Below are 14228 nucleotides of genomic sequence, written 5' to 3' on the forward strand. Positions count from 1 at the left end.
CATACATATGACCAGCCCCTTCCTGAATATAATGGGTATCAAACGTATATTTTACCGGACAGTCCTTATCAAATCTGCTTTTCAGAATAAAGCAAGGAAAGTGTTTTCCGTCTCAGGTAAAAACGGAATTTATCCAAGTATAGGAGCTGAGCATATTGCACATTCATGTCATTCAGCGCGGTGAAAACTTATTCACCCTCGCACGTCGATACGGAGTTTCCGTAGAAGATATTTCACTTGCCAATCAATTGGCGAATCCAAATCAGCTTGTGATCGGGCAAGCGCTAGTTATTCACAGCCCCGGACGGGAATATGTAGTAAAACAGGGAGATCAGCTCCGGCAAATCGCTGACAGGTTCGGCATTTCTGAACAGGCGCTTGCAGATTACAATCAAATTGCCAATCCAGCGCTTATTTTTGCCGGGCAAATTCTGTTTTTTCCCTACTCGATCTACACCGTTCGTCCAGGAGATAATCTTAGTAGGATTGCTGCACGCTTTGGAGTCACTGTGCAACAGCTTCTTTCAGCCAACTCCCTTTCAAATCCGAATGTGCTTTCACCAGGTCAACGACTCATCGTTCCAGCCGCGAGAAGGCCCGTCATTGAAGTGAACGCCTATTCCGCTAGTACAGACGAAAGCAGCCGGCAAGAGGTGTTGAGGCTTGGAAAATATTTTACGTATTTAAGCCCCTTCAGCCATTCCATACGCGAAGATGGAACCCTTTCACCATTAAACGACGATAGACTCCTTCAGGCAGCAACAGCCAATCGAACAGAGACTTTGCTGGTGGTGACCAATTTTGTGAACGGCAGTTTCAACTCGGACAGAGCCGCTGCCATTTTGCGAAATCCCTCTCTGCAAGAAACATTGATCACCAATATTTTATCGGCAGTACGTTCCAAAGGATACAGAGGGGTCAATTTTGATTTTGAATATATCTATCCTCAAGATAGAGAAAATTATAATGCGTTTTTACGGAGGGTCGTAAGCCGGCTCAGGCCATTAGGGATATCGGTATCCACGGCTCTCGCCCCTAAAGAAAGAGAAAACCAGCCCGGTTTATTATATGAAGCACATGATTACCGGGCTCACGGTGAAATCGTCGATTTTGTCATCTTAATGACGTACGAGTGGGGATGGGCCGGGGGAAGACCATGGGCCATCGCACCGATCAATAAAATCAAACAAGTTTTAGATTACGCCGTTACCGCCATTCCTAGAAAAAAAATTATGATGGGTGCACCGTTATACGGCCGCGATTGGAGAATTCCATGGATGGAAGGGACCATTGCACGCACCATCAGTCCGCAGGAAGCCATTCAGTTGGCCGTTCGCTATCGAACAAGCATTGAATATAGCGAGGCATACCAGGCCCCGTTCTTTCATTACACCGATGAAACCGGCCAGCGGCATGAAGTATGGTTTGAAGATGCCCGCAGCATGCAGGCAAAAATGGATATCATTAAACAATACGGATTGCGCGGAATCAGTTATTGGGTTCTTGGCAACCCGTTTCCTCAAAACTGGGCCATTCAAAGCCGCAACTTTCAACCAAGAAAAAGAATGTAAAAAAGCCGGTCCTCGGCAACTAATTACAGAGGACCGGCTTTCCATGAGTTATGTCTAAAAATGTGCCATCTATATCCATGATTCCACTATTTTCATCCGTTAGCCATGTTTCGCAGTTTTCATACTTATTATCCGTATCCTATTAAACTCCAATTCCTCTTTAATGCACTTTTTCCTTAATTAATACCCCTCTTTTGGCCATTTCCTTGATGTATTCCTTGCCGGGAACGATTGTCTCCGGCGGGTGCACCCCACGCTTTTGAATCGTACCCGTTCCGATCATTTGAGCAACAACGGAAAGAGTGTAAGCCGTCGATCTCGCCATGGCGGTCACTTTATGAATTCGATCGTTATAAGTCGTCATTTCAAATGTATGAACCGATCTTCTCCCATACTTTCTTCCTACAGTGATAACCCGCAACAATACGACATCATCTTTGCCTTTTAAATCGACAATCGGGTCGATCACTTTCAAAAAAACATCCCGAGGCTTGATTTTTTGTCCATTCACTTCAACTTCATAATCTTTCCTCGTTAAATTCAAATCGACGAGCAATTGGAATTTTTGCGCATGGCCCGGATAGCGGATGGTTTTATACTCTAAAACATCGAGATGGGGAAAAGTGCGGGAAAGAGTAGAGGTTCCTCCTGCCGTATGAAAGGCTTCAAGGGGGCCAAACTTTTCGAAATAAATTGGCTCTATTTCTGACAATGAGGGAACTTCCACTTTTCGTCCGTTGCGGATGATCAACGACGGATCCGTATAATGGTCAAACACACCTTCCATTGAAAATACATGATTGTATTCAAGGGGAGGATCAGGCTTAACGGGGATGCCGCCAACATAAATTTTGATTTCTTTTACTTCGTCTAATTGACTCGCCCCATATCCGGACAAAATATTAATCATACCTGGCGCTACTCCCAGATCGGGGATTAAGGTAACGCCGGCACCCTCCGCCGCTTTGTTCAGTTCCAAAACACGATCGGTCACATGGCCGATATGCCCGCCAAGATCGACCGAATGGACGCCGGCAGCAATCGCCGCCTTCGCAACCGCATAATTAAAAGAATAGAACAATGCATTTAATGCAATATCATGCTTTCGCATCAATTGCACCAGTTGGGTTTCGTCGCCCGCATCTACAAAAACGGGATGAATCTTTGGCGAGTGCAGATCGGCGCAAGCCAGCTTAGCTTTTTCGGTATCTACATCAGCCAACGTTACGAACTCCACCCCATCGCTATTCACTAAATCCCGGGCCGCCTCTTTCCCCATAAGACCTGCTCCTAACACTAAAGCTTTCATGTTATCAACCTCCTATTCTATTGAAGGTGAAAAAATGTTGGCATCATGGATACGACATCTTCTGTTTTCTGCCACCGTCCCGCCCTTTATTCCCACACTATTCTCCATTTAAAGATGACTATTAGAGGTTCGCCAAATGGAATTCATTTCCTATTTTCTGTTTTCCCAATCAATCCATTCTTTTTATATGTATTCAAGGGCGATTGTCCAGCGTTCCTTTTTCTTCAAAAAAATGGGGCCTCCAACGATTTTGAGGCCCTACTATTTCATTCAATTTTGCAAATATTGGATTGCCGCTGCTGCCAGCACCTTGGCTGCATAAAGCATGGCACGTTCATCAATGTCGAATTTTGCATGATGATGAGGGAAAGAAGCAAGCTTTTCAGAGTTTCCGGCTCCGGTTAAGAAAAACGTCCCCGGTACTTTTCGTAAATAATAAGAAAAATCTTCTCCTACCATTAAAGGGTCTGTTTCGAAAACATTTTCGATTCCAACGACTTTTTTTGCACATGCTGCTGCTAATTCGGTTTCTTTGGAATGATTCACCACCGGTGGATAGCCCTTTTCATAATGGAATTCATAATCCGCTTTTTTCGCCAGGCAAAGAGTTCGCAAAAGTGTTTCCATCTGTTCGATGATCAAATTCTGAATTTCCGGCTTGAACGTTCGAACCGTCCCTTTGATCACCGCTTGATCCGGAATCACATTATATGTTTCTCCTGCATGAAAAGAACCAACGGAAATAACAGCGGACTCCACTGGATTAATCGATCGTGAAGGGATTTGTTGAAGCAGTTGAAGATAATTAGCTGCTATTAAGATGGGATCGATCGTTTCATGCGGCTGGCCGCCATGTCCTCCTTTTCCTTTGATCACCGCTGTAAAATTGTCAGCTGCCGCCATGATCGGTCCTTTTCGAATGGCTATTTTTCCAACGGGAATCGGTGTCCAAAGATGGGTGCCAAATATGGCATCCACTCCGTCCAGACAGCCATCCTCAATCATCGGAAGAGCACCGCCGGGAGGCACTTCCTCAGCAAACTGATGAATGAGGACAATGTTCCCTTTTATATGACCACGATACGTTTGCAACGCTTTTGCGACCGACAAAAGCAGGGCCGTATGGGCATCATGTCCGCAGGCATGCATGACGCCTGGTATTTTCGAACGGTAAGGAACTTGTTTTTCATCTTGTATAGGCAGTGCATCAAAATCAGCCCGAATCGCCACTGTTTTTCCCGGCTGTTCTCCTTGAATGATGCCGACTACACCTCTTCCGCCTACCATCGTTCTCGTTTTAATCCCTAAATCATTTAAATATTCCAAAATTTTAGCCGGTGTTTTTTCCTCTTGAAAAGAAAGTTCTGGATATTGATGAAAAAATCTTCTTAATGAGACCGTTTCCGGAAAAATCGCATCCAGCTCGCTGAACACTTTCTCAATCACGCCGCCTCCTCCTTTCTACTTTTTCAATTATATGCTGAAAATTTCTAATTAAAGCGTACTGTACTTCGGAATGTACAAAACTGTATATGAGAATGTTTTCAACAAAAAAGCCCGAATTCCTGTCCATTCATACAACAGATCAGCTTGTATCCCCTTCCAAATCGCGTTCAAGAAAGGGGATATGAAAAGATGGCTTTCTTTTTTAGCTGTTCGGATACACCGAAATGGAGACTTCGCCATTTTCAGCATGAATGGAAGCTTGTCCGCCAATCGGAATGGTGGCGATTGGATCGGTATGCCCAAAGTTGACATTCGCAATAACCGGCACTCCTTTTAATTCTTTCTTGCTAAGAATCATTTTCTTTAATGCTTCAAGTGTCATGTTTGAATTTTTTTGAAAACGGCCGATGATGATGGCTTTGATCCTTTCAGCGTCCGGAAGATGCAGCAAAGATTGAAGCTGTCGGTCAAACGCGAATGGATGGCATTCTTCATCGTCCTCAAGAAAAAGCACAGCGTCCTTTAATGAAGGCATAAATTCCGTCCCTTGCAGCAAATTCAAAGTCGATAAATGTCCACCGACTAGAGTGCCTTCTCCTTCACCATCTTGAAGGATGTCGTAATCGGATTGCGGATAATAGATTCGGTCCTCTTTCTCCACATGCCATTTGTCATCGCTCCACTGCTTAGAAGGTTCAATGTCGAAAGGAGCATCATTTGTGAGCGCCTCCAAAAAACATTGCATCGTATAATCGGATGGCACTTTCATGCCCAATGTTGAAAAATGAGGTCCGTAGTACGTAATAAGGCCGGTTTTCCGGTAAATCGCCAGTTGAAGAGCGGTAATATCGCCGCATCCGCACAAAATTTTAGGGTGTTCTTTGATCAAGTCGTAATCCATTTCTTTTAAAAGCTGGTTGCTGTTATAGCCTCCGACCGCCGTTAATATCGCTTTTACTCGTTTATCTTGAAAAGCTTCGTGCAAATCTTCTAGACGGTGTTCAACCGAAGTAGAAAAAAACTCATCATGCTCCTCGACATGTTGGCCAAATGTAACATGAAAGCCCAATTTCTCTAATCGTTCTTTGGCTATTTGCAGCTGCTCTCCTTTGACAAGCGCCATACTGGTCGAAGGAGCGATGACACGGATTTCATCCCCCGGTTCCAATCTTGCTGGAAACATGCCTTTTCCTCCTATCTATCTATCTATCGATGTTGTATTTTTCTGCAAACAAGGACCGTTCTCAAGAAGCTCATTCGAACAGCGTGACAAAGCTATTATTTTACTATCACAAAACCTAATGCCTCGGCGCCCAAAGAATCACGCCAACTCCCACTAAACAAATCAAAGCACCGAGCCAATCATATAAATCGGGCGTTTTTCTATCGACTCCCCATCCCCACAGGACAGAAAGAAAAATAAAGACACCGCCATAAGCGGCATAAACTCGCCCGAATGCCGGATAGCTTTGTAACGTTGGAATGATACCATACAGGACAAGTACAATCGCTCCAATAACCCCGTACCAGAATGAATATTGTTCCCGAATCCACAGCCAAATCAAATAACCGCCGCCGATTTCCGCCAATCCCGCCAGCAAAAACAAAGCCGCCGCTCTTACCATTGCTCACACTCCAAAAATTTTATGTTCCTCGTTTTATTATAAACTAGAAAAATAAGTTTGTCAGAATAGGCAAGAAAGAAGATAAATGCAACGGTCATCTCTAAAGGTCATTTGTCATTTACTCGTTCCCGCGGGTGGACACCCTATCACCAGACAGTCGAAAACCATGAAAAATCCCTCCTGTGAGACAGGATGAGCTTTTTCAAAACTGTCTGCACATAAGGGATTCACTTTAGAAGAGATCAGCTTTTCATTAAGAAAACAATTTCATCAAATAGCCAAGAAGAATACCGACAATGCCAAAGTCAGCGTCACCGAACGTTGTTCCTTCGAAACCAAGCGATCCGAGGACCGGAAGGAGAATAGCCGGCAAAAACGAGATCAGCAGTCCGTTTGCGAATGAGCCGATCACGGCGCCTCTTCGGCCACCGGTCGCATTTCCGAACACACCCGCCGCTGCTCCTGTGAAAAAGTGAGGAACAAGACCGGGCACAATAACTTTTAAGTGGAACAAAGGAAGCAAAAACATCGAAACCAACCCGGCCACAAAACTAGTTAAAAATCCGATAATAACGGCATTTGGCGCAAAAGGAAAAACAGTTGGGCAATCCAGCGCGGGTTTCGCATCTTTTACAAACTTATCGGCTATCCCTTTAAATGCAGGAACAATTTCTGCGATGATCAAACGAACGCCCGATAAAATGATATACACGCCGGCAGCAAAGGTAATCGATTGCATAAAAGAAAAGACTAAGAAATTCGTTCCGCCGCTTAGCTCCTTTTCGATAAATGCAGGACCGGCGAAACCGGCAACGATGAAGAACAAGATGCACATTGTCAACGATACGGCTACTGAAGTATCCCGCAAAAATCCCAGTGATTTCGGGACTTTTATTTCTTCCGTTGTACGTTCCTTGTTTCCGAATACTTTGCCCAAAAATCCGGCCACAAAGTAGCCAAAGGAACCAAAGTGTCCTACGGCGATATCATCCGAACCCGTAATTTGGCGTACGAACGGCTGCAGAATCGCAGGAGAAATCACCATTAATAATCCGAGAATGATCGATCCAATAATAACAAGGGGTACTCCGGTAATTCCGCCCGTTGCCAGAACGGCAGAAATTAAACATGCCATGAATAAAGTATGATGTCCGGTTAAAAAAATGTATTTAAAAGGGGTAATCCTAGCCAAAATAATATTCACGATCATACCAAATACCATTATTAATGCCGTTTCACTACCAAATGTTTTTTGGGCGATGGCCACTATCGCTTCATTGTTGGGAATAACGCCTTGAATGCGAAAGGCATGTTGAAACATTTTACTAAAAATATCAAGGGCGCCTACGAGAATATTCGCTCCGCCGCTTAAAATCACAAATCCCATAATCGTCTTTAACGTTCCAGACACCGTTTCTGCCGCATTTTTCTTTTGCAGCAGCAAACCGACAAGCGCAAATATGCCGACTAAAATGGCGGGAGTCCCTAAGATGTCCTTCATTAAAAAGTCCAGCATGGCTTTTTCCTCCTAAAAGTATTTTTCAAGCTCTCTTCTGATTTCATTTTGATCGAGAATGTTTTTCAATGCGACAACCGTTCTTTTTCCATCCTCCAAGTTTTCTACAATCTCTTTAGAGCCAAGATAAATATCCGCTTGTTCCGATTTGCTTGTTGCCAGATCCGTATGACTGACCTCCGCTTCTACGCCCATTTCTTTCAAGATTTTTTTTACATTCATTTCCACAATTAAACTGCTTCCTAATCCGTTTCCGCAAACGACTAAAATCTTTTTCATATTCCATCTCTCCTTATTCTTTTGAATATTGATTGATTAAATCGAGAATCTCTTTTTTTGTGTCCGCCTTGATTAATTGCTCGATATTTTGAGAGTCTGACAGCAAATTAGATAATTGAGACAACGCTTTTAAGTGCGTTTCATTGTCCACGGCTGCCAAGACAATAACCAAATGAACATTGCGTGAACCATCCTCTGCAAAGGGTACTCCTTTTTTTAAGCGCAGCAATGTCATCCCCAGTCGATTAACTCCTTTTTCAGGCCTTGCATGAGGAATCGCTACTTTTGGTGCAATGACGATATACGGTCCCAACTCATGGACGCTTTCAATCATGGCATCGACATATCCTTCCGTGACCGCACCCGTTTTCAGCAGTGGCTCCGCCGCCGTTTTTATGGCATCTTCCCAGCTCTTCTCCTCCTCTTTTAACACAATGTGGTCTTCATCAATCAATTCATTGAGCATCGGTTTGTATACCTCCTTCATCGTCGGGGAAGGAACGGACAAAAATTCCTTTACCTTTCGTGCAAGACCTTCATAGTCGTGGATATCTGCATACTTTTCAATCATATTCATGAATGCTTGAACGGAAAGATTTTCTCTGTTATTTGTAAAGTGGTTCGTCCATTTCAGCAACTTGTTTTTTTCTGCTTCATTCATAATCGGATTTGTCAAAAATACAGGAATGCCGCGATCTTGAAGCGGTACAGTAGATACTACAAAATCGACATCAAGGCTTGCAGAATCATATTGTCTTTTCGTCAAGCTATCGACAATCTCGACGTTTGGCAACAGCTCTTTAAGCTGTCTATGCATAATCAAAGACGTTCCTACTCCATTCGCACATACGATCACCGCTTTTTTACGTTGATGCCCTTCTGCCTCTTCACGATTGAGCCATCCCCCGAAGTGGACGGCCAGCAAAGCTGTTTCGTCGTCAGGAATAGGCTTTCCCACCAGTTTTTGAAAATGATCAATCACTTTTTTGGTTAAAGCAAATATGTCCGCATAATTGGTTTTAATGGAGTCAAAGAGAGGATTGTTCACTTTGATCCCGTATTTCAGCCGATAAAAAGCGGGTTTCAAATGTAGCAGCAAATGATTCTCCACCGCTTTTCGATTTCGAAAGAACACACAAGAGTATTTTTGAAAATCGTCCACCATTTTTTGACATACTTCTCGCAGAGCAGCAACGTCAGAATTCCTCGCATCTAAATTTTGAGAATGGATAATTTTAGAACTGAGTAAGTGAGTAGTCAAAAAATAGATCTCGTCTTCCGGTATCTCCAGCTTGAAACAACGCTCCAACTGCTTGCCGATATGTTGAGCGGCCAAATATTCTTTTGTAGAACGGAGAATGTCTTTTTCAACCGGATCCATTTCCACAAAATACCCTTGCTTGATTCTTTTCGAAAAAAGATAAACACGCAAACTTAACGTTTGAACATCTTCATCCGTAAAGTGAAGATTTAACATGCTTTCGCTTTCGGAAATCATCTTGTAAATCAAGTTTAAATGTTCAGTCTTAACTTCTTGTAAAACGGGAAAGAATCCATTCATCCATTCTTTATTGCCACTTAACTGGGACAAGAAGTAAACAAGGGCATTCCGTAAATCCAGTTCTTTCCCAAAGAGAATATACCCTTTCTTTTTAGTGGAAACGATTTGTACATGAAATTTTTTACACTCTTCTTTCAACCCTTTGATATCTTCTATCACCGTATTCCGACTGACATCCACCATCTTCAATAAATCTGCTAGAAAGATGGGGCGCTCCTTCATCAGAAGCAAAACCATCATTTTGGCTTTTCGTTCTTTCGGCGAATATTCATAATGCCGATAGACAAAGGGCATTTTCTTCGGAATCTCTCGTTTTGATTTTTCTTCCAAGTAGAAACCTTGAGAACGAACGTATTGAACGGAAGGAAGTTTTTGTTTTTCCAGCCAATAATTGATCTTTTTCATATCATAATAGACCGTGCGCTTTGAAACATTTAAACTTTCCGTTAATTCTTGAACGGTGACAAAAGAAGGAGATCGAACCAATTTCGTTAACACGGCCATGGAGCGGTAGTCAAGCGTCATGATTCCTCCCTCCCTCTATAAACTTTAATTTTCTTCAAAATTCTCACGTTTTCTTTAAATTTCGCTAACACATAATAGCTTCTTCACCTCAAATGAGTGGATATTACTTGTATTTATTCAATATATTTACATGGTAAGGTGCATCCTATAATACAGATTTACAATATCTGTAATATCATGTATGACCGTGCAAGAAGTCTCCACACTTCTCATGGTCGCTCACCCTCCCATGTATCACTGGATTTTAAGATCCACACATTCCTTCGTCCTGCGTACCCATGAGGTGGAGGTTGGATATGCTCCTTTACAGGGTCTAATGCCCGAATGGTGAAAATATACTCCAACTCTGCACTATTGGTGTTTGTCAGAATAACAAGTCGTTTGAAAGCTTTTATGCAGCCTGTAATGCTTTTATTTGAGGTAATCCCTTTAATAGCTTTAATCCATCAAACTCACACTGTTTCTTACCAATGGCAAATAACACACGTAATAATTTACAACACAAGGCAATCAGAGACTGTTGTTTTTTTAACGGCCTGTCTGGCCGATTGGTATAGTAATGATGCAAGGCTTTAAATACAGGATTATGGGCAACCAATGGTCGAATGGCCAGGTATAATGCTTTTCGTAAACGTCTTCGACCCCTTTTGGTTATGCGTGTTTGCCCTTTATACTTTCCTGAACTGTGTTCTCTTAAAGAAAGCCCTGCCAGATTGACTAATTGTTGCGGATGATTGTACTTGGTTAAATCTCCTACTTCCGCAAAGAACAAAGCAATGGTAGTGTAACTAAGTCCCGGGATATTGGTCATTTGTTTCGCACCTGGTATGCTTTCAACAACACCTTCTAGTTCTTCATCTAGTTGTGCTAACTGTTTCTTGTAAAGCTCATATTGATCCAATAGGCAATCCAATTCTCTTTTTGCGAACTGGATTCCTGTCTCAATCCCAACGCTCTTTTTCGCTACTTCTACGAGTCGGGTTGCTCGTTTCAGCCCAACCCCACGCTGTACATACGGTTTCCATTTTTGCAGCACTTCTTCTGGTGACAACTTTTGAATATGAGAGGGAAATGGAAACATGCGCAAGGTATAAAAGGCGGCTTTACCTTTCCAATCTCCAAACACATCGAAAAACTCTGGGAAAAAGCGCTGAATGACGTTTTCAATCCGCCCTTCAATGATCATAAGCTGTTTGATGAGCTGATCTCGTAATTTGACGCCTTCCCTTAGTTCAGCGTATACGCCCTCTAATAGGTTCGGTACGGAGTATCGCCCATCTTTCATTAACTGTGCAATGACACGAGCATCTTTTGTATCGTTTTTTGTAGGCGAATTGTCATCAAGCTCTTTACTTTTTTTGACGTGCATGGGATTCACTAGCACTACATCATATCCTTTTGCCTTAAGAAAGTAAGCAAGATTTAGCCAATAATGACCTGTTGGCTCCATTCCAAAAATCACGTGGTCCTTATGATTTTCTTTTTGAATATGATTAACCCAATCTAATAAGGTTTGAAAGCCGTGTATACGATTTTCAAAGATCAATCTCTTGCCAAATTCTAAGCCTCGGTCATCTTGAAAACGGGCAACGTGCTTTTCTTTAGCTACATCAATACCTACAATGAGAGTTGATGGTGTAATTTGAGAGATTTTTTGATTTTGTGTATAATTCATTTTGAGTCCTCCTTGGTTTATTGAAATTCGGGGTCAACGCGCATTGACACCCTGTACTATACCAAGGGGACTTTTTTTTATCAAACCTCAAATTTCCTCATTACAGGAATGCTCCTGATTTTTGTAATCGCTTTCTAATTTGTGTAAAACAAGATTTTTTTCTATCTGTTTTCACTATATTACAGAAAAATAGAAAAAAACAGTCCAAATATAGTATCGTTTTTTGTGCAAAATTGGACGAATCGAAGGGCTCTCTAAATCATAAGAAAATCCAAAAAAACTGGACCATTTTTAGTCCAGCTCTAAAATGCATTATTGCTGTTTAATCCATTTTTTCTTGATTCGATCATACTCTCCGCTTTCCTTCAGTTCTTTTAGGAAAGAATTGATGTATTTCGTGAATTTCTCATCGCCTTTTCGAACGGCAATTCCGTATGGCTCATTCGTAAATGTTCCGCCAACCACTTCATAGTTAGGATCTTGCGCCGCCATGCCATAAAGGATCGAATTATCCGTTGTCAAGGCATCCCCTTTTCCCGATTTTAATGCGGTAAACGCTTCGGCGTAATTTTCAAATTCCAACACTTGCGTATCTGGAGCTTTAGCTTTCACATTATCTCCGGACGTTGCTCCTTTTACGGCCAATACTTTCGTTCCTTTTTTCAAATCTTTTACACTTTTAATCGGACTGCCCTTTTTCACAAGCAGAGATTGTCCCGCATCAAAATACACATCGGAAAAATTGACTTGTTTCTTGCGTTCATCCGTAATCGTCATCGTCGCAATAATGGCATCAATTTGGCCGTTTTGCAGCTTCGGAATTCGCGTTTTGGACGTTACTTCTACAAGCTTGACTTTCTTCTCATCGCCGAAAATTTTCTTGGCAAGCGCTTTGGCAATATCGACATCAAAGCCTGCTACTTTACCGGTTTTCGGATCCTTATAGCCGAATAAATACGTATCATATTTAACGCCGACCACTAATTCCCCCCGCTTTTTAATCTTATCCAATGTGCTTTTTTCTGTTGTGCCCGTTTCTTTCGATTTGCCGCATCCGGCGAATAAAGCCGCTGCCAGTATAAATACCAGCCCCATCAGCAGCCATTTCTTTTTGTGCTTCACATCTCCCATCTCCTTTTCCGGCAGGTTCTATAGCTGGTCCATTCTGCTTTTCCATACCAATCTATGAAGAAGAAGGAGAGATTATGCCGAACTTGGGAAGCACATATAATAGTCGTCTGCAAAAAAAGCCTGCATCTTTTTTTGAGATGCAGGCTTTCCATTTTATTCTTTTTCTTTGTTGTCGGATGAATCGGTGACTTCTAAAACATCCAGTAAAAACACAAAAATCGGAATCCCTAAGATCAAACCCCAAACACCGAAAAATTGTTCTGAAAAAATGAGGACCATAAATGTGTAAAAAACAGGCAAATTCGTTTTAGAAGACATGAGTTTCGGGTTCAGCAAATAGGCTTCGACCGCATGAACCACAGCGATCATAATCAATACATACAATACTTTTATATACCCGCCGATGCTGTATGCGATAATGGAAAGCGGAATAAGCGAAATAATCATTCCGGCAACCGGTATAAAGCCGAGAAAAAGAATCATGATCGCTAAGCCAAACAATTGGGGAAACCCCATAATCCAAAGTCCGGCGATCGACAAAATCGTATTGACGATCGCAATAACGACTTGGGCCTCAATCACCTTGCCAAACGTTCTTACAAACTTCCGGCCGAAAAACTCAATTTCGTCATAAAACATGGACAATTTGCTGTGCTTAAATTTACGGGTAAATCGAATAAGCCGCTCTTTTTCCAGCAAAAAAAACAGACTTAAAATAATGGCAAGCAAAACTTGAAGTACGATTTTGCTGATATCCGTAAAATACTTCAGCAAGAAGGTAACGCCTTGCTGCAAATAACTGGATATTTGCTTTTCTTTTAAGAAGTCCACCAAATAATTCAAGATGACATTATGCTGCGGCCGCGTGTAAAACTCAGTGATTTGTTTCACCAACTGGGTAATTTCCGCAACAATCACCGGCAAATACCTGACAATTCCATACAAAAGCAAACCAACCACAATGGTATATAAAAGGATGACGGTGATTTTTCGATTGATTCGAATGAATCCGGATACCATTTTTTCCAATCGATCCATCAAAAAGGTAAAAATAAATGTAAGCAAAATAACATTCATCATGCTTCTTACTATATAGAGAAAAAAGACAATAATGGCCAGAATCACAATTCTTCGCCATGTTTTCGAATTGGCAAATCGTTTCACGTAGTCTTCCATCGACTCATTCTTTTCCCCCTTTTAGGTCTCTTGAGTTGCTATTTAATCGTAAAGGGAAAATGGGGCAAGCCGCTTGTCCACTGTTCAATAAACAACGCCACGCCGATGGATTCCTAAACAGCGTCCCGTTTTCCTTTCATCTTTTTATAACATAATATGGGCTTTCGATTGTCCATTTTCCTTACTTTTCAAAAAGAATTCAAACAGCAATCTATTGCTCAAAGGAACCATACGATTATTTTAACATACCTTCCAGCCCGTTATAATGAGAAAAATTGCGATTTTTTCCTTTTTAAAAAATAAAACAGGCCAGCTCTCCCTATTAGAACCAGCCCATCCAAATCCGTCAATCGTCATCTTTTTAATAATGCAATCATATGAACATAAATCTTTCACAACAGGAGCCATCCCGAG

11 protein-coding genes are annotated in these 14228 nt (G+C 41.9%); 1 reads left to right on the forward strand and 10 read right to left on the reverse strand.

Features of this window, described 5'->3' with window-relative positions; all coding sequences use genetic code 11:
* The first annotated feature begins 155 nt into the window (after window positions 1-155).
* A complete protein-coding gene (locus NST81_RS14375) occupies window positions 156-1571 on the forward strand; it encodes a LysM peptidoglycan-binding domain-containing protein (RefSeq protein ID WP_327797070.1) in 1416 nt (471 codons plus the stop codon).
* Between the two features lie 160 nt (window positions 1572-1731).
* On the opposite strand, the gene NST81_RS14380 is transcribed toward NST81_RS14375, so the two are convergent.
* From NST81_RS14380 to NST81_RS14425, 10 genes are all read right to left on the reverse strand, one after another.
* The gene (locus NST81_RS14380) at window positions 1732-2880 is read right to left on the reverse strand and encodes a saccharopine dehydrogenase family protein (protein ID WP_327824108.1); all 1149 of its coding nucleotides are present in this window, start codon (window positions 2878-2880) and stop codon (window positions 1732-1734) included.
* Window positions 2881-3150: 270 nt separating this feature from the next.
* A complete protein-coding gene (locus tag NST81_RS14385; protein ID WP_445662362.1) occupies window positions 3151-4326 on the reverse strand; it encodes a M20 family metallopeptidase in 1176 nt (391 codons plus the stop codon).
* Window positions 4327-4528: 202 nt separating this feature from the next.
* The gene (locus NST81_RS14390; RefSeq protein WP_327797072.1) at window positions 4529-5509 is read right to left on the reverse strand and encodes a S66 family peptidase; all 981 of its coding nucleotides are present in this window, start codon (window positions 5507-5509) and stop codon (window positions 4529-4531) included.
* Window positions 5510-5624: 115 nt separating this feature from the next.
* Window positions 5625-5951 (reverse strand): YnfA family protein, encoded by a 327-nt coding sequence (locus NST81_RS14395; RefSeq protein ID WP_327805507.1) that lies wholly within the window; start codon window positions 5949-5951, stop codon window positions 5625-5627.
* A gap of 253 nt (window positions 5952-6204) precedes the next feature.
* Window positions 6205-7467: a PTS ascorbate transporter subunit IIC gene (locus tag NST81_RS14400; RefSeq protein ID WP_048623960.1), complete on the reverse strand. Its 1263-nt coding sequence runs from the start codon at window positions 7465-7467 to the stop codon at window positions 6205-6207.
* A gap of 12 nt (window positions 7468-7479) precedes the next feature.
* Complete coding sequence (locus NST81_RS14405) at window positions 7480-7746, reverse strand: PTS sugar transporter subunit IIB (RefSeq protein ID WP_003352540.1); 267 nt, start codon at window positions 7744-7746, stop codon at window positions 7480-7482.
* A 13-nt stretch (window positions 7747-7759) separates the two neighbouring features.
* A complete protein-coding gene (locus NST81_RS14410) occupies window positions 7760-9832 on the reverse strand; it encodes a BglG family transcription antiterminator (protein WP_341030108.1) in 2073 nt (690 codons plus the stop codon).
* Between the two features lie 391 nt (window positions 9833-10223).
* The gene (locus NST81_RS14415) at window positions 10224-11507 is read right to left on the reverse strand and encodes an IS110 family transposase (RefSeq protein ID WP_048622726.1); all 1284 of its coding nucleotides are present in this window, start codon (window positions 11505-11507) and stop codon (window positions 10224-10226) included.
* A gap of 312 nt (window positions 11508-11819) precedes the next feature.
* A complete protein-coding gene (locus tag NST81_RS14420; RefSeq protein WP_341030109.1) occupies window positions 11820-12638 on the reverse strand; it encodes an ABC transporter substrate-binding protein in 819 nt (272 codons plus the stop codon).
* Window positions 12639-12791: 153 nt separating this feature from the next.
* Window positions 12792-13814 (reverse strand): AI-2E family transporter, encoded by a 1023-nt coding sequence (locus NST81_RS14425; RefSeq protein ID WP_270583451.1) that lies wholly within the window; start codon window positions 13812-13814, stop codon window positions 12792-12794.
* Window positions 13815-14228 lie beyond the last annotated feature (414 nt).

The organism is Bacillus sp. FSL W8-0223 (assembly GCF_038006805.1).
GTDB lineage: Bacteria > Bacillota > Bacilli > Bacillales > DSM-4216 > Bacillus_O > Bacillus_O smithii.

Bases quoted from the DNA above. Each gene is read 5' to 3' on its own strand.
- NST81_RS14420 (WP_341030109.1), bottom strand. From the start codon at position 12,638: ATGGGAGATGTGAAGCACAAAAAGAAATGGCTGCTGATGGGGCTGGTA.
- NST81_RS14395 (WP_327805507.1), bottom strand. From the start codon at position 5,951: ATGGTAAGAGCGGCGGCTTTGTTTTTGCTGGCGGGATTGGCGGAAATC.
- NST81_RS14425 (WP_270583451.1), bottom strand. From the start codon at position 13,814: ATGGAAGACTACGTGAAACGATTTGCCAATTCGAAAACATGGCGAAGA.
- NST81_RS14400 (WP_048623960.1), bottom strand. From the start codon at position 7,467: ATGCTGGACTTTTTAATGAAGGACATCTTAGGGACTCCCGCCATTTTA.
- NST81_RS14415 (WP_048622726.1), bottom strand. From the start codon at position 11,507: ATGAATTATACACAAAATCAAAAAATCTCTCAAATTACACCATCAACT.
- NST81_RS14410 (WP_341030108.1), bottom strand. From the start codon at position 9,832: ATGACGCTTGACTACCGCTCCATGGCCGTGTTAACGAAATTGGTTCGA.
- NST81_RS14390 (WP_327797072.1), bottom strand. From the start codon at position 5,509: ATGTTTCCAGCAAGATTGGAACCGGGGGATGAAATCCGTGTCATCGCT.
- NST81_RS14380 (WP_327824108.1), bottom strand. From the start codon at position 2,880: ATGAAAGCTTTAGTGTTAGGAGCAGGTCTTATGGGGAAAGAGGCGGCC.
- NST81_RS14405 (WP_003352540.1), bottom strand. From the start codon at position 7,746: ATGAAAAAGATTTTAGTCGTTTGCGGAAACGGATTAGGAAGCAGTTTA.